Annotated in this window: 22 protein-coding genes; 18 read left to right on the top strand and 4 right to left on the bottom strand. The window is 54.4% G+C overall.

Annotated elements, in window-relative coordinates; translation table 11 throughout:
* Window positions 1-67 precede the first annotated feature (67 nt).
* The 5 genes from aroC to UC15_RS03330 all read left to right on the top strand — a co-directional run bounded on the left by aroC (window position 68) and on the right by UC15_RS03330 (window position 3,821).
* Window positions 68-1,153: a chorismate synthase gene (aroC, locus tag UC15_RS03350; protein ID WP_112287126.1), complete on the top strand. Its 1,086-nt coding sequence runs from the start codon at window positions 68-70 to the stop codon at window positions 1,151-1,153.
* 85 nt (window positions 1,154-1,238) lie between these two features.
* Entirely contained in the window at window positions 1,239-2,012 is a 774-nt protein-coding gene (gene mepA / locus UC15_RS03345) for a penicillin-insensitive murein endopeptidase (RefSeq protein WP_369964169.1), read from the top strand.
* A gap of 45 nt (window positions 2,013-2,057) precedes the next feature.
* Window positions 2,058-2,858: a sulfite exporter TauE/SafE family protein gene (locus UC15_RS03340; RefSeq protein WP_112287124.1), complete on the top strand. Its 801-nt coding sequence runs from the start codon at window positions 2,058-2,060 to the stop codon at window positions 2,856-2,858.
* Window positions 2,859-2,960: 102 nt separating this feature from the next.
* Window positions 2,961-3,518 carry an elongation factor P hydroxylase gene (locus tag UC15_RS03335; RefSeq protein ID WP_112287123.1) on the top strand — a complete coding sequence of 186 codons (558 nt, stop codon included), beginning with the start codon at window positions 2,961-2,963 and terminating at the stop codon, window positions 3,516-3,518.
* 24 nt (window positions 3,519-3,542) lie between these two features.
* A complete protein-coding gene (locus tag UC15_RS03330) occupies window positions 3,543-3,821 on the top strand; it encodes a YfcL family protein (RefSeq protein WP_112287122.1) in 279 nt (92 codons plus the stop codon).
* A gap of 73 nt (window positions 3,822-3,894) precedes the next feature.
* On the opposite strand, the gene mnmC is transcribed toward UC15_RS03330, so the two are convergent.
* Window positions 3,895-5,925, bottom strand: a complete 2,031-nt coding sequence (gene mnmC, locus UC15_RS03325; protein WP_112287121.1) for a bifunctional tRNA (5-methylaminomethyl-2-thiouridine)(34)-methyltransferase MnmD/FAD-dependent 5-carboxymethylaminomethyl-2-thiouridine(34) oxidoreductase MnmC — start codon at window positions 5,923-5,925, stop codon at window positions 3,895-3,897.
* Window positions 5,926-6,094: 169 nt separating this feature from the next.
* Here mnmC and fabB point away from each other — a divergent pair, with 169 nt between their 5' ends.
* From fabB to UC15_RS03305, 4 genes are all read left to right on the top strand, one after another.
* Window positions 6,095-7,315 carry a beta-ketoacyl-ACP synthase I gene (fabB, locus tag UC15_RS03320; RefSeq protein ID WP_112287120.1) on the top strand — a complete coding sequence of 407 codons (1,221 nt, stop codon included), beginning with the start codon at window positions 6,095-6,097 and terminating at the stop codon, window positions 7,313-7,315.
* A gap of 232 nt (window positions 7,316-7,547) precedes the next feature.
* Entirely contained in the window at window positions 7,548-8,033 is a 486-nt protein-coding gene (locus UC15_RS03315) for a DUF2946 domain-containing protein (protein ID WP_112287119.1), read from the top strand.
* A gap of 85 nt (window positions 8,034-8,118) precedes the next feature.
* Window positions 8,119-9,597 carry a PepSY domain-containing protein gene (locus tag UC15_RS03310; RefSeq protein ID WP_112287118.1) on the top strand — a complete coding sequence of 493 codons (1,479 nt, stop codon included), beginning with the start codon at window positions 8,119-8,121 and terminating at the stop codon, window positions 9,595-9,597.
* A gap of 175 nt (window positions 9,598-9,772) precedes the next feature.
* Window positions 9,773-10,900, top strand: a complete 1,128-nt coding sequence (locus UC15_RS03305; protein ID WP_112287117.1) for an SLC13 family permease — start codon at window positions 9,773-9,775, stop codon at window positions 10,898-10,900.
* Here the strand turns inward: UC15_RS03305 and UC15_RS03300 are convergent.
* Window positions 10,893-12,371, bottom strand: a complete 1,479-nt coding sequence (locus UC15_RS03300; RefSeq protein WP_112287116.1) for a PLP-dependent aminotransferase family protein — start codon at window positions 12,369-12,371, stop codon at window positions 10,893-10,895. The genes UC15_RS03305 and UC15_RS03300 overlap by 8 nt on opposite strands.
* 100 nt (window positions 12,372-12,471) lie before the next feature.
* Here UC15_RS03300 and UC15_RS03295 point away from each other — a divergent pair, with 100 nt between their 5' ends.
* Window positions 12,472-12,927, top strand: coding sequence for a rhodanese-like domain-containing protein (locus UC15_RS03295; protein WP_112287115.1), 456 nt, complete (start codon window positions 12,472-12,474; stop codon window positions 12,925-12,927).
* Here UC15_RS03295 and flk read toward each other — a convergent pair.
* Together flk and UC15_RS03285 are read right to left on the bottom strand one after the other, a co-directional pair.
* A complete protein-coding gene (gene flk / locus UC15_RS03290) occupies window positions 12,924-13,973 on the bottom strand; it encodes a flagella biosynthesis regulator Flk (protein ID WP_112287114.1) in 1,050 nt (349 codons plus the stop codon). The two genes, UC15_RS03295 and flk, sit on opposite strands and share 4 nt — an antisense overlap.
* 258 nt (window positions 13,974-14,231) lie before the next feature.
* Window positions 14,232-15,137, bottom strand: coding sequence for a DMT family transporter (locus UC15_RS03285; protein ID WP_112287113.1), 906 nt, complete (start codon window positions 15,135-15,137; stop codon window positions 14,232-14,234).
* Window positions 15,138-15,265: 128 nt separating this feature from the next.
* On the opposite strand from UC15_RS03285, the gene UC15_RS03280 reads away from it, so the two are divergent.
* From UC15_RS03280 to dedD, 8 genes are all read left to right on the top strand, one after another.
* A complete protein-coding gene (locus UC15_RS03280) occupies window positions 15,266-16,057 on the top strand; it encodes a helix-turn-helix domain-containing protein (protein ID WP_112287112.1) in 792 nt (263 codons plus the stop codon).
* Between the two features lie 100 nt (window positions 16,058-16,157).
* Window positions 16,158-17,285 (top strand): 4-phosphoerythronate dehydrogenase PdxB, encoded by a 1,128-nt coding sequence (pdxB, locus tag UC15_RS03275; protein ID WP_112287111.1) that lies wholly within the window; start codon window positions 16,158-16,160, stop codon window positions 17,283-17,285.
* Between the two features lie 130 nt (window positions 17,286-17,415).
* Entirely contained in the window at window positions 17,416-18,426 is a 1,011-nt protein-coding gene (locus UC15_RS03270; RefSeq protein WP_112287110.1) for an aspartate-semialdehyde dehydrogenase, read from the top strand.
* Between the two features lie 2 nt (window positions 18,427-18,428).
* Window positions 18,429-19,259: a tRNA pseudouridine(38-40) synthase TruA gene (gene truA / locus UC15_RS03265; protein ID WP_112287109.1), complete on the top strand. Its 831-nt coding sequence runs from the start codon at window positions 18,429-18,431 to the stop codon at window positions 19,257-19,259.
* Between the two features lie 74 nt (window positions 19,260-19,333).
* Window positions 19,334-20,002: a DedA family protein gene (locus tag UC15_RS03260; RefSeq protein WP_112287108.1), complete on the top strand. Its 669-nt coding sequence runs from the start codon at window positions 19,334-19,336 to the stop codon at window positions 20,000-20,002.
* Window positions 20,003-20,264: 262 nt separating this feature from the next.
* Window positions 20,265-21,179, top strand: a complete 915-nt coding sequence (gene accD, locus UC15_RS03255; protein WP_112287107.1) for an acetyl-CoA carboxylase, carboxyltransferase subunit beta — start codon at window positions 20,265-20,267, stop codon at window positions 21,177-21,179.
* Window positions 21,180-21,366: 187 nt separating this feature from the next.
* Window positions 21,367-22,653: a bifunctional tetrahydrofolate synthase/dihydrofolate synthase gene (gene folC / locus UC15_RS03250; protein ID WP_112287106.1), complete on the top strand. Its 1,287-nt coding sequence runs from the start codon at window positions 21,367-21,369 to the stop codon at window positions 22,651-22,653.
* Window positions 22,643-23,434, top strand: a complete 792-nt coding sequence (gene dedD, locus UC15_RS03245; protein WP_112287105.1) for a cell division protein DedD — start codon at window positions 22,643-22,645, stop codon at window positions 23,432-23,434. Before folC ends, dedD begins: the two co-directional genes overlap by 11 nt.
* The last annotated feature ends 79 nt before the right edge of the window (window positions 23,435-23,513 follow it).

Here is a 23,513-nt window from a genome sequence, read left to right as displayed (position 1 = left end):
AAAAAATAATGGCCGGTTCATCACCGGTCATTCAGAAAACAATCAACATAATGGTTAAGGAGCCGTGATGGCAGGGAACAGTATTGGGCAGTTTTTCCGCGTCACTACTTTTGGCGAATCCCACGGTGTGGCACTGGGCTGTATTATTGACGGCGTGCCGCCGGGTATTGCGCTGACCGAAGCAGACCTGCAACACGATCTCGACCGTCGTCGTCCGGGCACCTCGCGTTACACCACGCAGCGCCGCGAAGCCGATGAAGTTAAAATTCTTTCCGGCGTTTTTGAAGGCGTGACCACCGGCACCAGCATCGGTCTGATTATCCAGAATACCGATCAGCGTTCTCAGGATTACAGCGCGATCAAAGACGTGTTCCGTCCGGGACATGCGGATTACACCTACGAACAAAAATACGGCGTGCGCGATTACCGTGGCGGCGGCCGTTCTTCTGCCCGTGAAACGGCGATGCGCGTTGCTGCTGGCGCGGTTGCCAAGAAATATCTTCTGGAAAAATTTGGCGTTAAAGTGCGCGGTTATATGTCCCAGATGGGCGATATCACCTGTGAACTGAAAGACTGGGATTTGGTCGAAACCAACCCGTTCTTCTGCCCGGATGAAAGCAAGCTCGAAGCGCTGGATGAACTGATGCGCGCGTTGAAAAAAGAAGGCGATTCCATTGGCGCTAAAATCACCGTCGTAGCAGATCACGTGCCGGTCGGTCTTGGTGAGCCGGTGTTTGACCGTCTGGATGCCGATCTGGCGCACGCGCTGATGAGCATCAATGCGGTTAAAGGCGTGGAAATCGGTGACGGCTTTGCGGTGGTGAATAAACGCGGCAGTGAAAACCGTGATGAAATCACACCGAACGGTTTCGAAAGCAACCACGCGGGCGGCATTCTTGGCGGGATCAGCAGCGGTCAGCCGGTTGTTGCTCATCTGGCGCTGAAACCGACCTCCAGCATCACCGTTCCGGGACGCACGATTAACCGCGAAGGCGAGCAGGTCGAGATGATCACCAAAGGTCGTCATGATCCTTGCGTGGGTATCCGCGCCGTGCCAATTGCCGAAGCGATGATGGCGATCGTGCTGATGGATCACTTATTGCGTCAGCGCGCCCAGAATGGCGACGTTCATTCTTCCGTGCCACGCTGGTAATCCATTGATGAAAACCTTACGCACATTTGCAGCGATAAAAGCCGTCAGCGCCGGTCTTCTGGCGCTGGCGCTTTGCGCACCTGCGATGGCAGCAACGCCGTGGCAGAAAATCTCCCATCCTGTTGCAGGCACGCCTGAAGCGATCGGCAGCTATGCCAACGGTTGTCAGGTTGGCGCTCAGCCATTGCCGCTGAACTCGCCGGCTTATCAGGTCATGCGCACCGATCAGCGCCGTTATTTCGGGCAGCCGGATTTACTGGCCTTTATTACCCGTCTCGGCACTCAGGCGCAGCAAAAAGGCCTGGGCACAATGCTGGTCGGTGATATGGCGATGCCAGCCGGTGGTCGTTTCAGCAGCGGTCACGCCAGCCATCAGTCAGGGCTGGATGTGGATATCTGGCTGCAACTGCCGCGCCAGCGCTGGAGCGAGCAGATGCTGCTCAAACCGCAGCCTATCGATCTGGTCAGTGCTAACGGTAAATCCATTGTGAAGAGCCAGTGGCAGCCACGGATTGAAACGCTGATCAAAATGGCCGCGCAGGATAAAGACGTCGTGCGGATCTTCGTCAATCCGGCCATTAAACAGCAATTATGTCTGGATGCCGGAACGGATCGTGAGTGGCTGCATAAAGTGCGTCCGTGGTTTGGTCATCGCGCACACATGCATGTTCGCCTGCGTTGTCCGGTCGGTAATCTCGAGTGTGAGAATCAGGCACCGCCACCTCCGGGTGATGGTTGTGGCGCTGAGCTGCAAAGCTGGTTCCTGCCGCCGAAACCGGGCAGCGGAACCTCTGTGAAAAAAGAGCCGCCTCCGTTGCCGCCATCATGTCAGGCGCTGCTGGATAAACACGTTCTTTAACAGGTTTCACTTACTCTTCGCCACGCATAGCGAGCTGACAGAAAAATGGACTGGTTGATTGTTGCCCCGTGGGTTTTAGTCGTTTTATTTTTCGTTGCACTGTTTGCCGGTTTCATAGATTCCATCGCGGGCGGCGGCGGGCTGATCAGCCTGCCAGCGCTGCTCGCGGCGGGGGTTCCACCAGCTCAGGCGATTGCGACCAATAAGCTATCGTCTATAGGGGGATCCTTTTCTGCCAGTCTGTACTTTGTGCGGCGTGGCGTGGTGGATCTTAACGATCAGAAGCTGAATATTGCCTGTACCTTTGCCGGTTCGGTGATTGGCGCGATCCTCATCCAGCATCTTCGCGCGGACATGTTGCGTCAGGTGTTACCGCTGCTGATCATCTGCATCGGTTTATATTTTTTACTGACGCCACGACTGGGCGAAAGTGACCGGGCAAGACGCCTAAATGCACTGCCTTATGCGCTGGTGGGCGGCGGTTGTGTTGGTTTCTATGATGGATTTTTTGGTCCCGGTGCCGGTTCTTTCTACGCGCTGGCCTTCGTGACGTTATGCGGGTTTAACCTGGCAAAAGCCACTGCACATGCGAAAGTCCTGAATTTCACTTCAAACCTGGGCGGCCTGATCTTCTTTATACTGGGCGGAAAAGTGATTTGGGTGCTGGGATTTGTGATGGCCGCCGGACAGTTTATCGGCGCAAGACTGGGCGCACGAATGGTGCTTAGTAAGGGGCAGAAGATGATCCGCCCGATGGTGGTCGCTGTTTCCGTCGTCATGAGCTGCAAGCTGATTTACGACAATCATGGTGCCGAAATTCATCAGTGGTTAAGCCTGCATTTATAATGTCCGGAGCAGCAGAATGCTTGCCCGAAGTCATGAAAACACGCGTTTAAACAGGGGTATATTGTCGCCCCTGATCTTACTTTAACGAGTTTCACTGCAATTATGTCTGATTCGACTGCAACACATAACTATCATCAATTGATCGACATTTTTGATTCCTGCTTTTTTGAGGAATTCAACGTTCGCTTAGTGAAAGGCGACGACGAACCGATCTATCTGCCTGCTGATGAACAAGAACCGTTTAACCGCATTGTGTTCGCACACGGTTATTACGCCAGCGGCATGCATGAAATTTCCCACTGGTGCGTGGCCGGTGCTGAGCGCCATAAACTGGTGGATTTCGGATACTGGTATTGCCCGGACGGTCGTGACGCACAAACGCAAAGTGAATTTGAGAAAGTGGAAATCAAACCACAATCTTACGAATGGCTGTTCTGCGCGGCGGCGGGTTTTAATTTCAACGTCAGTTGTGACAACCTGAGCGGCGATTGCGAGCCGGACCGTGTGGGTTTTCAGAATAAAGTCCGTGAAGAAGTGTTGCGTATGCTGGAGCAGGGCATCCCTGAAAGACCGGCGCGCTTTATTAAAGCGCTACAATCGTTTTACAATACGGCCCCTTTGACGCCTGCAAATTTCCCTGCATTGCAGCCGATCGAATAAGAACTGAACACGAGAGGAAGAGTAATGATCGCAGAATTTGAAACGCGGATTTTAACGCTGATCGACGATATGGTCGAAAGCGCCAGCGACGATGAGTTATTTGCCAGTGGCTATCTGCGAGGCCACCTGACCGTCGCCGTGGCAGAAGCGGAAGAGAACGGTGAACACACCGCTGAAGCGTTGAAAATTCGTGTTCAGGATGGTCTGGACAAAGCCATCAGAGCCGGTGAACTTTCACCGCGCGATCAGCTTCTGGTGCAGGGGATGTGGGAAAATTTATATCAGGCATCTCTCCCTCAGTAATCTCTTTTCAGTAAAAAAAAGCGCAGCGACGGATTAACCGGCTGCGCTTTTTTATTGCCTGAGAAGGGACGGGTTAATGCGATTCGACCGGGCGGCCTTTCAGCAGTTTTCTGACCCACATGCGGTTCGGGTTCAATGCTGCCAGCGTTTCGCTGTCCATAGGTATCGGTTCACCGGCAATCTGCGCGGCCAGTATTTCTGCACCCAGCGGTGCGGAACTTAGCCCGCGTGAGCCCAGCGCACCTAACAGGAACAAGTTTTCATAGACCGGTGCTTCTGCAACAGGGCGATGGCGCTTAACATCCAGATCCAGCTTTTTATAACTTTCCAGTAACGCATCGTAATCCGATACGGAGCCGATCATCGGCAGGTGATCCCGCGTCGCACAACGCACACCGTTACGCGCTTCACCTTCACTGACATCCACGTCATGCGGCCATCGCTGTTCCGGCAGACAACTGATCAGACGCTGGCGGTTTTCCTGCTGATCGTCGTCGCGGTAATCCGTGCATTTGTCTGCGCGGTGATAGCTTGCACCGATGCAATGATGCTGATTTTGCGGGCTGACCGGCGTCATATAGCCGTCATAACACAGCACTTGCTTCAGCTTGCTCAGCGCCGGTGTGGTTGGAATATGCGAAACCTGACCGCTGACCGCGTAAACCGGCAGTTTTTCCGTCTGGCTGAAATCCGTAATGTCCGCGCCGTTCGCCAGTACGACAGCCTGATGACAGGTTGTGTGCCCGCTGGCAAAGGTCAGCGTCCACTGCGAATCCGCGTCAGATTCTAATGCGGTCACGCGATGACCGTAATGCACGGTTAAGCCTTGTGTTTCGGCAAGTGAAATCAGTGAGGCGGTCAGTTCGGCCGGGCACAGCCAGGCACCGAGCGGATAGGTGATGCCGCCGCTGCCGCACGGTAATCCGCACAACGCTTCTACGTCTTCTTCACTCAGTCCTTTTGCCAGTTCTTCCGGCCAGCCGCCTTTGAGGATCCCGTCGATTTTGCCCTGACTTTTTTCGTCATAACCGAGTTGCGTCACGCCGCTCCAGCCGTGATCGAAAGGCACATCCCGTTTTTCAAGCTGCGCATACTGACGGCGGGCGAAGGTGAAAGCGTGAGCAAAGAAGTTTTCCAGCGTATCACCACGGCCATTGAGCAGCGGATACACTGCGCCCTGACGATTGCCGGAAGCGCCGAGTGCTGGTTTTTCATCGGCGCAATACAGCGTGACGGCAAATCCACGGCGAAGTAACGCCAGCGACAACACGGCACTGGCCACACCGCCGCCTGACACTGCAAACTCTGTGGCATTTTTTGCTGCGGGACGCACATACCATGGCGCGGGATGCGGTACATCAATTTTTGCCGGCAGCACACCGGCTAACATATGCCGCTTTTCGCCGAACCCCGGCACCTTGCTGATGTCAAAACCTGCGTCCTGCAATCCGCGGCGCACGAAACCGGCCACGGTAAATGTCGCGAAGGTGCCTTGCGGACGGGTCATTTTTGCCATCGAACGGAATAAGTCTTCGGTCCACATGTCGGGGTTTTTGGAAGGCGCGAAGCCGTCAAGAAACCAGGCATCGACCTGCTGATTCATACTGGTGTCACATGCGGGCAGCAGGGTAGTCACATCGCCGAACCACAGATCGAGCGTGATACGTCCGCCCGCCAGCAGCAGGCGGTGGCAGCCGGAAAAGGCCATCGGCCATTGTTCGCAAAGCTGTGCGGAATACGCAGCGAGTTCGGGCCACTGCGTGTGCGCAGTCGCGAGATCACGGGCAGACAGCGGGAATTTTTCGTAACTGATGAAATGCAGACGTTGCAGCGTGGCGTCAGGGTTTTCGGCGTGAAACGCATCGAAGGCCTGCCACAGCGACAGAAAGTTCAAACCGGTGCCAAAACCGGTCTCCGCGATGATACACAGCGGGCGAGGGTGCGCGGCAAAACGCGCCGGAAAATGGTTGCCGTTGAGAAAAACATGACGGGTTTCCAGCAGGCCGTTCTGGTTGGAAAAATAGACGTCATCAAAATGTCGGGAAACAGGTGTACCCTGTTCGTTCCAGCTTAATTCGGCGGGCGTGATCGGGTTATGGCTCACGTGAAACTCTCTCAGTTCAAGGCGATGCCGGAGTTTAACGCTGCGTTTGACCCTGCGCAAATTTACCACGATTTACACAAGGAATTGCTGATCGGACTTGTTCGGCGTACAACTGTACGCTAGAGTGCGTGACGAAATCCCAAATGGTGAATAGTACAAGAGGTATTAAATGAAACGTGCAGTGATTACTGGCCTGGGTATCATCTCGAGCATCGGTAACAACAAGCAGGAAGTTCTTGCATCTCTGCAGGAAGGTCGCTCTGGGATCACCTTCTCGCAAGAGCTGAAAGATGCCGGGATGCGTAGTCACGTCTGGGGTGATGTCAAATTAGACACCGCAGGCCTTATCGATCGTAAGATTGTGCGTTTCATGAGTGATGCCTCGATCTACGCTTACCTGTCCATGCAACAGGCGATTGAAGACTCCGGTCTGACTCCTGAAATGGTCTCCAACGAACGTACCGGCCTGATTGCAGGTTCCGGCGGCGGTTCACCACGCAACCAGGTTGCGGGCTCCGACGGTATGCGTGCCAAAGGCCTGCGCGGCGTTGGCCCATATATGGTGACCAAAGCGATGGCCTCCGGCGTTTCTGCCTGCCTCGCGACGCCGTTCAAAATTCGCGGTGTGAACTATTCCATCAGCTCTGCCTGCGCCACCTCTGCACACTGCATCGGTAACGCGGTAGAAATGATCCAGCTGGGCAAACAGGATGTTGTGTTTGCAGGCGGCGGTGAAGAACTGTGCTGGGAAATGGCGTGTGAATTCGACGCGATGGGCGCACTGTCCACCAGCTACAACGAAACACCAGACAAAGCTTCCCGTACCTACGACAAAGCGCGTGACGGTTTCGTTATCGCAGGCGGCGGCGGTATGGTTGTTGTCGAAGAGCTGGAACATGCTCTGGCACGTGGCGCACACATCTACGCAGAAATCGTTGGCTACGGCGCAACGTCTGACGGCGCAGACATGGTGGCTCCATCTGGCGAAGGCGCAGTGCGTTGCATGAAAATGGCAATGAACGGCGTGGATACCCCAATCGATTACGTTAACGTGCACGGAACTTCTACTCCGGTCGGCGACGTGAAAGAACTGGGCGCTATCCGTGAAGTGTTCGGCGATAAAACCCCGGCGCTGTCTTCTACCAAAGCCATGACCGGTCACTCTCTGGGTGCCGCTGGCGTTCAGGAAGCCATTTACACCTTGCTGATGGCTGAACACGGCTTCATCGCGCCAAGCATCAACATCGATAATCTCGATGAGCAGGCAGAAGGCATGGACATCATCACTAAACCGACTCAGCGCGAGCTGACGACAGTGATGTCTAACAGCTTCGGCTTCGGCGGCACCAACGCCACGCTGGTCATGCGTAAGCTGAAAAACGACAAATAATTCCCGTCAATGCTGTCTGAATAAAAGCCTGCTTCCGAGCGGGCTTTTTTACATCCATCATCCTTCGAACCGCCTCTGCGTTGTCTTCGTTCATTCACCTCAGTCATTTACTTTTGTAAGCTCCTGAGGATTCATTCTCTCGCCGCCTTGATGCAACTCGAATGATTTTGGATATGTTTCTCAACAATTCAGGTACAATTTAGCCGCTTCTTATTTTCACCTTGTTGACATAATGCTTTCACTCAGACACCTCCATCATCGACATCTGCATGTTCCGGCCTGGCTCGGAATTGTGGCGATCCTGATGTTGTTTATTGCGCCGGTGATTTCTAAATCACTGGTGGCTGAGGGTGCGCAGCATATGATGATGCCCGGCATGATGATGTCCGATATGGACATGGATATGCCGGACGCAGAGATGGCTGACATGGCGTTGTCAGACCATCACGTCTCATCTATGGAACATTGTCAGAAGCAAACCTGTAAATCAGCGCCGCAGGATGCGGTGAAAGCGATGCTTTCCGGTGACATGAGCGATGCCGCGTGCGGTTATTGCGTGCTGCTGGTGCATTTACCGATGCTCGATTTACAGGCCATGCCGATGCTGTGGTCGCTGGATTTCTCCAGCCGTGCCCCACCGCGCGCTGTCATACAACGTCTGATCCCTTCACTGTTCTTCACGGATTCCCAACCCCGCGCACCACCTGCTTTTCTGTAACAGCCTCTGAATAATTTCTTTCAAGTTAACCGCGATTTTTATCGCTGTTGACGGCGTGCTATTTGAAATTCAGGAAATCAGATTTATGAATCAACCTGCAAACCTGCCTTCCGGCGCAGGTAAAAAAATGCCTGCGCAAGCGGCCTTTATGGCGTTGCTGCGCCGTGTGCATTTTTACATTGGCCTGTTCGTGGGCCCGTTCATTTTTGTCGCAGCACTGACCGGCACGTTATATGTACTGACCCCTCAGTTCGAAAATTATCTCTATTCTGATGCGCTCTTTACGTCCTCACATGGCGAACCACAGCCCCTTTCGCGACAGATTGATGCGGCGCTAAACGTAACCGGTCAGGATAAAAAGATTTATGCGGTCAGACCGGCACCGTCCGAGGGGGAAACGACGCGGGTGATGTTTTCTGATCCGCAACTCGGGGCATCCAAAAGCCGTGCGATTTTCATCGATCCCATCACGCTGGCGGTGAAAGGCGACATGACGGTGTACGGCACCAGCGGTATTTTGCCTTTCCGTACCTGGCTGGATGATTTACATCGTGGCCTGTTGCTGGGCGATGCAGGGCGCATTTACAGTGAGCTCGCCGCTTCATGGCTGTGGGTTGCCGCGCTTGGCGGAGTCGTCCTATGGTTGAGCAGCCGCCGAAAATCCCGTATGCCGCGCAAGCTGAGTGAGAAAATCGAGAAACAGCAGCACAGCCGCCGCTGGCACAGCTCGCTCGGTCTGATATTACTGGCGGGCTTTCTGTTCTTCTCCGCTACCGGTCTGACGTGGTCACAATGGGCTGGAGACAATATTGGCGTACTGCGCGCTTATATGGGCTGGATGACGCCTGCCGTGAAAACCAGTCTGGATCCGCTGGCAGAGGCTGTACCGGCCGATGAACATGCGGAGCATCATGCGCAGATGGCAGACATGCCTGATATGCCGGGAATGGACATGTCAGAACACGCAATGCCTGCTGTGCCGCAGGCTGTCACAGTTTCTTCTCCGGCTTTTGATGCCGTTGTTCAGGCGGCGCGTGATTCGGGGATTGAGGCGCATAAAATCGAAATTCGCCCGGCTTATTCAGCCGGTAAAGCCTGGACGGTGACGGAAGTCGACCGCAGCTGGCCAACGCAGGTTGATGCGGTTTCAGTCGATCCCCGTTCGATGCAGATTGTCGATCACACCCGTTTTGCTGATTTTCCTCTGCTCGCCAAACTGACCCGCTGGGGTGTGGATGCGCATATGGGGATTCTCTTCGGTATCTGGAATCAGGCCATTCTGGTGATTTTTGGTATCGGGCTTTGCGTGATGATTGCCTGGGGATATCGCCTGTGGTGGCTGCGCAGAACTGTCAGCAATGACGGCGGTAATCCGGTTGTTACGCTGCTGCAAACCTGGAGATCCGTGCCGTTCAGTCTGCAATGCCCGATTTTTGTCATCACTCTCGGGCTGGCGATTTCCCTGCCGGTGATGGGGGCGAGTCTGGTGATTTTTCTGCTGATAGATGTTTTCCGCTGGCAGAGAAACAGGCGTGCAGTGCAAGTCCGGTCTGCTGTCGGTTAAACCTGCGCGGAGGTGACGTGACATAAACAATTTGCGGGACGTGCCGCAACATCATGACGGGGCTCTGTATGAGCCTCGTTTTTTTTGCGCGATGTCGCGGAGAAATCATTTTTGCAGTGGCAGAGATTGGATTCTTCGGGTAACGTCAGCGCATCTTGTTCAGCGAAGAATAACCATGTTGATAGCGGCGTTTGGCACTGTATTGAAACCTTTTTTACGGGACAGATTTTTGCATCTTCTGATTGTGCTGGGTATCGCACTGACCCTGTTTCAGCCTGCAAAAATCCTCCAGTTCCCGCAGTTTGTTGACTGGGACACCATCGTCACTTTGCTGGGATTACTGATGCTGACCAAAGGCGTTGAGGTCAGCGGTTATTTTGATTTTGTTGGCCGCAAGATGATCAATGCCATCGATAATGAACGCAGGCTGGCGCTGTTTCTGGTGATGGCGGCGGCGGTGCTTTCCACGTTTATGACCAACGATGTGGCGTTGTTTATCGTTATTCCGCTGACGATCACACTGAAAAAAATGACGTCGTTGCCGGTGACGCGGTTGATCATATTTGAGGCGCTGGCGGTGAATGCCGGTTCGCTGCTCACGCCGATAGGAAATCCGCAAAACATTCTGTTATGGAATAAGTCCGGTTTATCGTTTTTGCATTTCATCGGGCAGATGGCACCGCTGGCGTTGATCACGCTGGTCGCGCTGCTGGCGGTCACCTGGTTCTGTTTTCCTTCACACCGCCTGAAAAAGCTGGAAAGCAATCAGGGCTACCCGTTCCAGAAACGATTACTGGTTTGCTGCGTGGTGTTGTACGTAGTGTTTATCGCCTGTGTGGATCTGGGGCTGGCGCTGTATGGCTTGCTGGCGGTGGTTTTATGTTTCCTGCTGCTGGCACGCGGGGTTCTGCTGCGCATTGACTGGCCGCTGATTTTGGTTTTCATCGTGATGTTTATCGATGTACGCCTGATCGTAGGCCTACCGGTTCTACAGCCGGCATTTACGCAGATCCACGGCCTGCCGGATTACGCGCATTATCTGCTCAGCATCGGACTTTCTCAGGTGATCAGCAACGTACCGGCGACGATTTTGATGATCAACTATCTGCCTTCCGGCGCATTGCTGGCCTACGCCGTGAATGCGGGTGGTTTCGGGCTGGCGATCGGGTCGCTGGCAAATCTCATCGCGCTGCGCATGGCGAATGACAAAAAGATCTGGCTCAGATTTCACTATTATTCCTTCCCGTTCCTGCTATTCAGCGGTGTTGCGGGTTGGTTTTTGCTGGCGCTGTTCGCTAAATAACGGCAACTTTCAGCGAGGCCAGGCGGTTTACGGCAGCGGTGATTTCAGCAGGCGTTAATGCTGAAAACCCCAGCAGCCAGCCGTCCTGGTGCTGGCCGGTATTGCCGAAAAATAACGGTGAAAGACGCGGTGTTTCAATGCCAGCCCGCGCGGCAAGTTCGCTGAAATACTGTTCCTGTCCGGCAGGAAGACGGGCAGCGAGTTGTAATCCGCCCGCCGCTATTTGCGGACGGAGCCATTCAATTTTCTGTCTGATTTGTTCAAGCAGATGATCACGGCGGCTGTGGTAAAGCTGGCGGGTGAAACGCAGGTGCGAGGCGAAATGTCCGGCGTGCATAAATTCCGCAGTAACGGCCTGCATCAGCTGCGAAGAATGACCGTCATTCACCGTACGCAGTGTCACCATCGGTCCAACGAGGGCGGGTGGTAATACGACGTAGGCCAGCCTCAAAGACGGGAATAATACTTTTGAGAAAGTGCCGAGATAAATGACCTGCTGATGTTTATCCAGCCCCTGCATAGCAGGCAGTGGTCGCCCGTCGTAATGCAATTCGCTGTCGTAATCGTCTTCTATAATCCAGCTGGCGTGACGTTTTGCATAATTGAGCAGGTGCAGACGGCGTGGCAAACTCAGACTTACGCCCGTCGGATAATGATGCGACGGCGTCAGATAGATCAGGCGCGGTACGGGTAAATCTGGTTCCGGCGCCATTCCCTGACCATCAACAGGAATAGCGCGAATGTCGGCTCCTGCGCTGGCAAAGGCGTTTCGTGCGCCTAAGTATCCGGGTTGTTCCAGCCAGACAGTATCACCTGGATCGACAAGCAACATGGCCAGCAGCTGGAGCGCCTGCTGCGAACTGGTGGTAATCAGGATTTGCTTCGGGCTGCACAAAACGCCCCGCGATTGCTGCAGATAGCTGGCGACCGCCTCGCGCAGAGGCCGATACCCCTGCGGATCCCCATACCCCAGCAACCGTTCGCCCTGCGCCCGTAACTGTCTGGCGGTGATTTGCTTCCAGATCTTCAGCGGAAAAGCACGCAGATCGGGGGAACCAGCGGCGAAGGGAACCGGTGACAGCGGATCACGGCATCCGCCGGTAGCTACCATGTTGTGCCCCCGTGCTGACAGCCTTGAAAGCCCCGAAGTGGCGGTTTTGTTTTTGCGCGACACGCGAGTTTCCGGCAGCGATGCGCTGACGAAAGTGCCCCTGCCGGTCTGACGTTGTAAATATCCCTCGGCTTCAACTTGTGCATAAGCGGCTTCCACGGTGACGCGTGACAGTTTGAGGTCGGCCGCCAGCATCCGGGAAGAGGGCAGTCTTTCTCCGCTCGCGAGAGCACCGGTAATCATTGCCTGCCGTAACGCTGCACACAGCCTGTCGCGTAAACCCACGGAGGTTCCTGACGCTTTAGCTGCCGTGTTTTCGAAAAGCGTAATCAGTGCGGATGGCTGAGGGGACGCGGGCATAATCGGTCTTATTGTTGATCATAAATTGGCATTAATCATAAGACCAAAAACAGCGATGATGGAACTGTTTTTAGTCCTATCACTTTATAAGGAAGCGTTTATGCAACAAGAGTCTTATGTTTTGGATTTTGCACCCCCGTCGCCGGAAATCAGCGCGGCGTATCTGTTGTCGAAACTGAGCTTTTATACCGATGCCGCTGATGTCGCTGCGGATTTGCAAAATGAAGTCAGCGGGATTGTGGTTATTGATACCCGTTCTGCTGAACATTATGCGCGCGGTCATGTACCGGGTGCGGTCAGCTTTCCGCATAAACTGATGACGGCAGAAAGCACCCGCGAACTCAGTAAAGAGCAGGTGTATGTGACGTATTGCGACGGGATCGGATGCAACGGTTCAACACAGGGCGCGTACAAACTGGCGACGCTGGGATTCAGGGTGAAGGAAATGATTGGCGGGCTGGATTTTTGGATCCGCGATCAGCACCCGCTGGCGACAGGTGAAGAACGCGGAAACTATTCAAAGGCACAGGCCCCTGATGATTGCGGCTGCGTTTAAAACACGATCCACAGCAGGATCACGACGACCACGAACGCAATAAACAGCAGCGGTTTGCCGCCAATCGCCTGCATGGAAGGCGGCAACATAGCGATCAGCGGATTCATGATCGGCTGCGGATCGGTGCGCGAAACGGTCGTGAATACCTCGTCGGTCTCGTCCGCACGCGGTGAGCGGTCAACACGCTGGCTGAACAGCACACCGATCAGGTCGCTGATCTGCGCCTGATTGAGCGGTGTAGACAACGTCGCACTGAAGCGGTTATCGGCATATTCGGTCAGCTGATGGATTTCATGCGTACTGGCCGGTTGCTTGAGCACGCTGAGCAGCGTGGTCAGCGTCGGAGCCGTGGTCTGCTGGCTGAGTGAAGCTTTCACCTGCAAGAACTGGCTCAGCACCTGGAAATGTTTTGCCGGGATAGGTTCACCGACTTTAACGCCCACCAGTGTAAACAGCGTCTGCCAGACTTTGACCGGTGCTTCGCCGGTCGCTGCACTTAGACGGGTTACCAGCTGCTGCAGGCTGTTGTGCTCGGCAGGCAGTAAAGGACGGTCTGTGACCGGCGTCTGCTGCGGTTGCGGGATATTCATCTGACGGGTCTGGATCAGGTCCAGCACCTGTTGCAGCTGTGGATGCGTCAGCTGGCTCAGCACGGTGTGCCCGAAATTCTGGCGGATAAAATCACTGACTGCCTGACGGTTATTGCCCTGCGGCAATAGTTCGGTCAGTTGCACCATCAGCTGGCGCGAGGCGTGGCTGTCCTGTGCCTGAGTCAGCTTTCCCTGTAACAGGCTTTCAGCCTGCGGGAACTGCTGTGAGGTGATTTCTGCGCCATGCGGCAGCGAAAGCTCGTGGCGCAGGCTGGCCCAGATTTCAGCGGATTTGACCGGCATCAGTGCCATGAGCTTGACGATCAGTTTTTCCAGCGTCGTGCGCTGTACCGGCGTTAATGGCAGCTCAGCGCCTGTTTTTGCAGGAACGGTTTGACCCTGTGGTTGTGTTCTGTTGTCGCCAACCGGCATACCCGGGCCGCTCAAAGGTTGCATATCACCGTCCTTCGCTGGAAATTAAAAACGTCACTTAAACTTAAAGTCAATAAACTCAGGTTAAAAGTAACAAGTACGGCGCAGAGCGCGGAAGCGCCTCATCATACCTGCAAAGTGTTTTCACCGACACCGTGAAAAGCTGACTGGCGGAGATTCCTGAAGATATTTTTGCTTAAAACGGTGGGCGAAAACGTATTGCGGGGCGCGAAAGCAAAAAGCAGCAAGAAACGCCATCCTTTTTCCGGATGGCGCAATAGTTTAACCGAGGTCTTTTTGTGTCGCAGGCGGCTTGCGGGAGTACAGCGGTTTACGTAAACGCTGCGCGAGGATTACACCGGCAAGCGTGATACCGCCGCCGATCAGATGATAGCTGTGCAGCTGTTCGTGCAGGAACAGCACGGCGATCACCGCTGTGAAAATTGGCGACAGGTTCATGAAAATAGACGCTTTATTGGCACCAAGGCGGATAACGCCCTGGATCCAAAGGAAGGGCGCAATAATCGACGCCGGGATCCCCGCGAACAGCACCAGCGGAATATTATGTGCGTTCAGGCTGACATCACTGGCGAGCAGGAAGTTGGGCAACAGCAGCAACACGCCGAAAATGATCTGCACGTACAACGATTGCCAGTTCGGCAGCGGTATCGCCCAGCGCTTGGTTAATACGCCGTACAACGCATAAGACGCAGACGCGGCGAACATCATCAGTTCTCCCTTGCCGATGCCGTGCTGCAACAGCTGCGACGGATCACCCGCGCTCACCAGCCACAATAAGCCGCCGAGTGAAATGATACTGCCCAGTGCCACGCCGACGGTAGGGACGATGCGCAGCACCACCAGACCAATCAGCACGGTCAGTAAAGGGATCAGCGAATTGAGGATCCCCATAAACAGCGCGCTGACGCTGTGGGCAGCGTAATACGCCAGGCTCTGGTACAGCACCATACCCAGCAGACCGAGGATCAGCAGTTTCCACCAATATTGTTTTACCGCCTGCAGATTACGCAGCAGGCCGGGCAGCACAAAAGGGGTCAGTGTGACTAAAGCCAGCATCCAGCGGTAGAACGAAATGGCCGCCGGATCGATCGCGGAAGCCGAGGCTTTACTCACCACCGCATTCAGCGACCAGATGAGTACAGCAAAAAGAGGAAACAGCGCATTCATTGATTATTATCCCTGAGTAAATCGTCACGCTAGTGTACGGTTGTCTTATTTCTTAGATATAACGATAATCAGCCAACACATCGCGCAATTCAGACAACCCTCGCGCGTGTCACAGACAAAAGGTTTTTATGCTTTCTCCCCGTACAGCGCCTCCCCGTTATTATCCGCCACTGCCCGAGAAAATGCCGGTCACGCTGCTTTTTCGCGGCGAGATTGTGGAAGGGAATTCCGAATATGTGCGTCATTCACATCCGTGGAGTCAGATTATCTGCGTGAAATCCGGCGTTCTCGCCATGCTGGTCAACGGCCAGCGCTATCTGGCTCCGCGTGAATTCGCCATCTGGGTACCTGCCGGGGTTGAGCATTCAAGCTATAACCGCAAGACCACGCGTTTTTGTGCCATCGATATTGCGCCGGAACTCGATACGGATTTGCCCGCTGAGCCTTGTCTGCTGACACCGACGGCCATTTTTAATGCCATTGCCGATGATTGTTTCTCGCGAAATATGACCGAGCCGCAAACTGAAGCGGACCTGCGCATGTGCCGCGTTTTGCTGGATCAAATCAGTCTGGCACCGCGACAGAATACCTATTTACCGACGTCCGAAAATAAGCTGCTGGCACCGGTTCTGAATGCGCTGGAGAAAAACCCGGCGGATAATACGTCGCTGGCGCAGTGGGCAAAGCAGGTCTATACCACCGAACGCACTCTCTCGCGGCGCTGTCAGCAGGAACTGGGGATGAGCTTTGCACAGTGGCGTCAGCGGTTGCGTTTTCTGCATTCGATCTCTTTGCTCGAGCAGGGTAAAACGGTGCACGACGTCTCGCTCGATCTGGGTTACAGCTCGTCTTCGGCGTTTATCGCCATGTTCCAGCAGATTTCCGGCACGACGCCGCAGCGTTTTCGTAACGACAGGTAAAGCTGTGCCCTGAAAGTTGGGATCTGCCCCCGTATCGTGGCAAAATCAATGCCCTCTTTATTTTCTATTCTTTCTTTAGGCCATGTTGCCGGAGACAAACGTGAAAATCCTGGTTGATGAAAATATGCCGTATGCCGTCGAGCTTTTTAGCCGACTGGGGAACGTGCAGGCTGTTCCTGGCCGTCCAATCCCGCAAGACGCCCTGAATGATGCCGATGCGCTGATGGTGCGTTCTGTGACGAAAGTGAACGAGAGTTTGCTGGCGGGAAAACCGGTGAAATTTGTGGGGACCGCCACCGCGGGCACCGATCACGTTGATGATGCATGGCTGGCCAGCGCCGGGATTGGTTTCTCTGCGGCACCGGGCTGCAATGCCATTGCCGTTGTGGAATATGTTTTCTCATCCTTGCTGATCCTTGCCCAGCGCGACGGTTTCCAGCTGCGCGACAAAACGGTCGGAATTATCGGCGTCGGTAACGTGGGATCACGCCTGAATGCCCGCCTCGAAGCGCTGGGTGTGCGCACGTTATTGTGCGATCCGCCGCGTGCTGACCGTGGCGATGCCGGTGAGTTCTGGCCGCTGGAAAAACTGGTGGCAGAAGCGGATATCCTGACTTTCCATACGCCGCTGAATTTGTCCGGCCCTTATGCGACGCATCATCTGGTGGATGCGGATTTGCTGGCGCGTCTGCCCGCTGATCGCATTCTGATCAACGCCTGTCGCGGTGAAGTGGTGGATAACGCGGCACTGCTCGATGCGCTGAGCGGCAATAAAAAACTGACCGCCGTGCTGGATGTCTGGGAACCGGAACCAGATTTATCGCTGGCGCTGCTGGATAAAGTCGCCATCGGTACCGCTCATATTGCCGGATACAGCCTGGAAGGCAAAGCGCGCGGCACCACGCAGGTGTTTGAAGCATTCAGCCAGTTTATCGGTCAGCCACAAACCGTGCCGCTGGAATCCTTACTTCCGGCGCCGGAATTTGCCGAAGTGACGCTGAGTGGCGCGCTGAGCGAAGCCAAACTGCTGCGTCTTATTCACTTAGTGTATGATGTGCGCCGCGATGACCGGCCTTTGCGCCGTGTCGCCGGGAAACCGGGTGAATTCGACAAGCTGCGTAAGTTTTATGAAGAACGTCGTGAGTGGTCATCTTTACGGGTGATTTGCGACGATGCAGCCACCGCTGATGTGCTGAAAAAACTGGGTTTCAACAGCCAGTTAGGTTGAGTTGAGCGACGACTTAACACAGCCTTACGCTTTTTCGCCTGCAGTGATGCGATAAATATTTTGAATAGCCGGGCGGTGAATATTCATCGCCCCTTTGTATTTTGTACTTTTATTTCTGGAGAATACCAACATGTCTGATGGCTGGAATATTGCGCTGCTTGGCGCAACGGGCGCAGTCGGTGATGCGTTACTGGAATTATTGGCTGATCGTCAATTCCCGGTTGGTGAGCTCTTCCCGCTGGCAAGTGAGCGCAGCGCCGGTCAGACCGTGCGTTTTAACGGCAAAAGCCTGCGCGTGCAGCAGGCGTCTGAATTCGACTGGTCGCAGGTTCAGCTGGCATTTTTTGTTGCCGGTTCTGAAGCCTCTGCGCTTTACGCCGAAGAAGCGGCAAATCAGGGCTGTCTGGTGATCGACAGCAGCGGTCTGTTCTCCCTTGAACACGACATTCCTCTGGTGGTGCCGGGTGTGAATCCGGATGCGCTGTCGCATTATCGCAACCGCAACATCGTGGCCGTGGCTGACAGCCTGACCAGCCAGTTGCTGACTGCCATTAAACCGCTGACCGAACAGGCCGGTTTGTCCCGTCTGCACGTTACTTCTCTGCTTTCCGTTTCAGCGCTGGGTAAAGCCGCGGTTGACGATCTGGCCGGTCAGAGCGCGCGTCTGCTGAACGGTATTCCGGCAGAAGAAGGTATTTTCAGCAAGCAGCTGGCTTTCAACCTTTTACCGCTGGTGAGCGATGAAGAGGGCAGCGTGCGTCAGGAACGTCGTCTGGTTGATCAGGTGCGTAAAGTGTTGCAGGACGAGGGGCTGCCGATTTCCGTCAGCTGTGTGCAGTCGCCGGTATTCTACGGTCACGCGCAGGTGGTGCATCTCGAAGGTCTGCGTCCGCTGTCGGCGGAAGAAGCACGTGCTGAACTTGAGCGTATTGATGACATTAATCTCAGCGATGAAGATGATTTCCCGACTCAGGTCAGCGACGCCTCCGGCAACGCCAATCTGAGCATTGGTTGTATTCGTAATGATTACGGCATTCCTGAGTTGCTGCAATTCTGGTCTGTGGCTGACAACGTTCGTTTCGGCGGCGCGCTGATGGCGGTGGAAACCGCAGAGAAGCTGATTAACGAGTACTGGTACTGATTATGTCCGATGAAGTTATCGCTGACGTCGGTGCGGCTCCGGTCGCCGGACGTGTGGCGTTAGGCGTTGAATATAATGGCAGTGCGTATTTTGGCTGGCAGCGTCAGCAGGGCTCGGCCAGTGTGCAGGAATGTCTGGAGAAAGCGCTGAGTCGCGTGGCCAATACGCCGATTGTGGTGTTCTGCGCCGGGCGGACTGACGCCGGTGTCAGTGCCACCGGACAGGTGGTGCATTTTGATACGCCGGTTCTGCGTAAAGATGCCGCCTGGACGATGGGTGTAAATACCCATCTGCCAAAGGACATTGCGGTTCGCTGGTGCGCAAACGTGAGCGAGGATTTCCACGCCCGTTTCAGTGCTACCGCCCGCCGGTATCGTTACGTTATTTACAATAACCGCTACCGTTCAGCGATTTTGCACACTGGGGTGACCCATGTGCATATGCCGCTGGACGTGGAAAAAATGCAGCTGGCCGGGCAGGCGTTACTGGGCGAAAACGATTTCACGTCTTTCCGTGCATCTCAATGCCAGTCGCGTACGCCGTGGCGTTACGTCATGCATGTCAACGTCAGCCGTCACGGGAATTATGTTGTGGTGGACATCAAAGCGAATGCCTTTGTGCATCATATGGTGCGCAATATTGTCGGCAGTCTGGTTGAGATTGGTGCGGGCAATCAGCCGGTGGGCTGGATGTCTGAATTGCTGGCGGCGAAAGATCGTAATCTCGCGGCGGCGACGGGCAAGCCTGAAGGTTTGTATCTGGTGTCTGTTGATTATCCTGAGAAATTTGCATTACCTCAGGTGAATATGGGGCCACTGTTCCTGGAAGATTAAGGGACACTTTTAACGTTTATCGCATTAACGTTTATCAATACAGCGTTTTTGACCAGGAAGAGGTGGAGGATCTAATGGGCTTTATTCACTTTGTCATTGATTTCATTTTGCATATTGATGTGCATTTAGCGGAACTGGTTGCGCAGTATGGCATCTGGGTATACGGCATTTTATTCCTGATTTTATTCTGCGAAACGGGTCTGGTGGTCACGCCGTTCCTGCCGGGGGATTCGCTGCTGTTTGTGGCGGGTGCGCTGGCGGCATTACCCAGCAATGATCTCAATGTTCACGTGATGGTCGCACTGATGGCGATTGCGGCGATCGTGGGTGATGCGGTGAATTACACTATCGGTCGGGTATTTGGTGAACGTCTGTTCAGTAATCCGGACTCAAAGATTTTCCGTCGCAGTTATTTGGACAAGACGCACAAGTTTTACGAGAAACATGGCGGCAAAACGATTATTCTTGCGCGCTTCGTGCCGATCGTCCGCACGTTTGCGCCGTTCGTGGCCGGTATGGGACATATGTCCTACCGTCATTTTGCTGCGTATAACGTGATTGGTGCGCTGGTTTGGGTGCTGTTATTTACCTATGCTGGCTACCTTTTCGGCGATCTGCCGATTGTTCAGGAAAATCTGAAATTACTGATCGTCGCTATCATCGTAGTGTCAATCCTGCCAGGTGTGGTTGAAATCTGGCGGCACAAACGCGCAGCGGCGAAAGAAAAGCGTCAGCAGGATTAATTCCGACGTTTTTTTGTGCGAGCGCTTTAAAATTTAAGGCATTAAACCTGAGGGTAAGACCAGTTTTTTATCCACAGTGTCTGGCCGTTATGGTTTAATGAGCGACAATTTATGGTCTGTTCCTGCGAACAACCCTTCTGTGGCGCGGTGTGTGAGATTTTTTATCACCCCGCACACAGGCGATTTTGGGTAGGTTTCAGGGGACTTGTTACAGCATGAACAGCGGACTGGCTTCGGCCGGGTTCAAACAGAAAGGTTATCGATGAGCTGGATTGAACGAATTCTTAGTAAGAGCACTGACTCGCAAACCCGTAAGGCAAGCATTCCTGAGGGCGTCTGGACTAAATGCGACAGCTGCGGGCAGGTTCTTTACCGCGCCGAGCTTGAGCGCAACCTCATGGTGTGCCCTAAGTGCGACCACCATATGCGCCTTACCGCGCGTATGCGTCTGTCCACTTTCATGGACGAGGGCAGTGAGGTTGAATTAGGCAGCGAGCTTGAGCCTAAAGATGTTCTGAAGTTTAAAGATTCCAAAAAATATAAAGATCGTCTGGTGGCTGCTCAGAAAGAAACCAACGAGAAAGATGCACTGATCGTCATGAAAGGCACCCTGTACGGTATGCCAATTGTGGTGGCATCTTTTGAATTTGCTTTCATGGGCGGTTCAATGGCTTCTGTTGTGGGTGCGCGTTTTGTACGTGCCGTCGAACAGGCGCTGGAAGATAACTGTCCTCTGGTGTGTTTCTCTGCCAGTGGCGGCGCACGTATGCAGGAAGCGCTGATGTCGCTGATGCAGATGGCGAAAACCAGTGCCGCATTGGCGAAATTACAGGAACGCGGGCTGCCGTACATTTCTGTACTGACTGACCCGACCATGGGCGGTGTTTCTGCCAGTCTGGCGATGTTGGGTGACATCAACGTCGCTGAGCCGAAAGCATTGATCGGTTTCGCCGGTCCACGTGTTATCGAGCAAACCGTACGTGAAAAACTGCCGCCGGGCTTCCAGCGCAGTGAGTTCCTGATCGAGAAAGGTGCGATTGATATGATCGTACGTCGTCCGGATATGCGCGCCAAACTGGGTAGCGTTCTGGCGAAGCTGACCGGGCAACCGGAGCCGAACGTGGTTGACGTCCATGTTCCTGTCAACGGTTCTGCCGCTGACAACCAGGACGCCTGATCGAACAGGGTAAAAGCCGGTCAGTAAGTCGGGCGGCCATCTGATGTTGTGCCGCCCGCTGTTTCTCTGCAAAACAGGCAGCCCGTGCTTTTACTCTGTCGGTGAATTCTGACAAAGAGGGCATTGCCTGCTTTCACAGTCTGGTGATGTAGTGTCGAAGTGAACCTGATAAGGTTGAACGGGACTCATGCAAAATCAACTTATTCCCCAAGCCACGTCGCCTTTGGCCACGTGGCTTTATTATCTCGAACATCTCCATTCTCAGGCCATAGAGCTTGGCCTTGACCGGGTCAGAGCGGTTGCCGAAAAACTCGATTTACTGACTCCTGCGCCGCGTGTTTTCACCGTAGCCGGAACCAACGGTAAAGGCACGACCTGCGCGACACTTGAATCAGTCCTGATGGCTGCCGGATACCGTGTGGGTGTTTACAGTTCCCCGCATCTGGTGCGTTATACCGAGCGTGTGCGTATTCAGGGCGAGGAGTTGCCGGAATCTGCGCACTGCGAATCTTTTGCAGTACTCGAAGCCGGGCGGGGCGATATTTCTCTGACCTATTTCGAATACGGCACATTGTCGGCATTGCAGCTGTTTAAACAGGCTAAGCTGGATGTGGTTATCCTGGAAGTCGGTCTGGGCGGGCGTCTGGATGCAACCAATATTGTTGATGCCAGCGTGTCTGTCGTCACCAGTATTGCCCTCGATCACACTGACTGGCTGGGTTCTGACCGTGAAAGCATTGGTCGCGAAAAGGCCGGAATTTTCCGTGCGGGTAAACCTGCGGTAGTCGGTGAGCCGGATATGCCTCAGTCCATTGCTGACGTCGCACAGGAAAAACAGTCTGATTTATATCGCCGCGATGTGAACTGGCATTTTTCTGCTGATGCAGGATACTGGCGCTGGGCGGCGCTCGATGCCGGTAAAGAAGTGAATATTCTGGACGCATTGCCGTTGCCAAATGTACCGCTGGCGAATGCGGCCACCGCGCTGGCCGCACTGCATTATTCCGGTCTAAATGTTCCTGAAGCGGCGCTCCGCAGCGGCTTACAGCGCGCCGCATTGCCGGGGCGTTTCCAGACGGTGAGTGAGTCGCCGCGACTCATACTGGATGTCGCCCACAACCCGCATGCCGCAGCTTATCTGGCCGGACGCCTGGCTGAACAGCCACGTAATGGCGGCAAAGTGCGCACCGTCGTCGGAATGTTGAAAGACAAAGATATTGCCGGTACGCTGGCTTGTCTGTCGCCTCAGGTCGATGAATGGTATTGCGCACCGCTGGAAGGCCCGCGTGGTGCCAGCGTTGCCGAACTGACGGTACATTTACCGCAGGCACGCCCATTTGATGATGTGGAGTCTGCCTGGAGACAGGCTATGCAGGAGGCGGCTCCTCAGGATATTGTGATTGTCTGCGGCTCGTTTCATACCGTAGCTCACGTAATGGATGCTATAGACACGGGGAAAACCAGTGGCAAGTAAGTTTCAAAATCGTCTGGTCGGGACCATTATTCTGGTGGCGCTGGGCGTCATCATTCTGCCCGGTTTACTCGACGGCAAGAAAAAGCATTACGAAGACGAATTTGCGTCGATTCCCCTGGTGCCAAAACCGGGTGATGTTGAGGAACAGGATTCGGTGCCTCCGGTCACACAATCGCTGCCTGCTCAGCCACCGGAAGGGGCAGATCAGTCCATGACGGGCGGGCAGAATACTGACAGTTCCGCCAACAACACTAACGCCGCCAATCATGGCAATGTGGCACCGGGCAATACCACGGTGGAATCCCAGCCGCCGGTCACCACGATGCCTGAGCAGAAAAAACCGGTGCAGACGGCTCCGGTCAAACCCGTTCAGCAGAAGCCGAAAACGATTGAGCCTAAGCCGATGGTGGAAGCAAAACCGACGGTGAAACCTAAACCTGTTGAACAGCCGAAGCCGGTTGAACAGCCTAAAGCGGTTGCCGAGCAGCCAAAACCTGTTGAGCAACCTAAACCTGCGGCGGAAGAGAAAGCACCGGCAGGGCAGTCATATGTTGTGCAGTTGGGTGCGCTGAAGAACGCCGCGAAAGCCAATGAGATTGTGGCCAATCTGCGGTTGTCCGGTTTCCGCGCCTATACCGTGCCAGCAACGCCGGTTCAGGGGCAGATCACGCGTCTGTACGTCGGGCCGGATGCATCGAAGCAGAAACTTGAAGCGTCATTGCCTCAGTTACAACAGCTGAGCGGATTGGGTGGGCAGGTTCGGGCATATTCTGCACACTGACTTTGCTCCTCCCCCTGCGAAGGGGGAGGCTGGGAGGGGGTTTAGCAGGCAACGCCAGATTGTTCTGGTCTAATAATCG

It is taken from the genome of Rahnella sp. AN3-3W3 (genome assembly GCF_003263545.1).
Lineage (GTDB): Bacteria > Pseudomonadota > Gammaproteobacteria > Enterobacterales > Enterobacteriaceae > Rahnella > Rahnella variigena.
The sequence above is the reverse complement of the archived record's forward strand: the minus strand, read 5'-3'. Positions and strand labels throughout refer to the sequence as shown.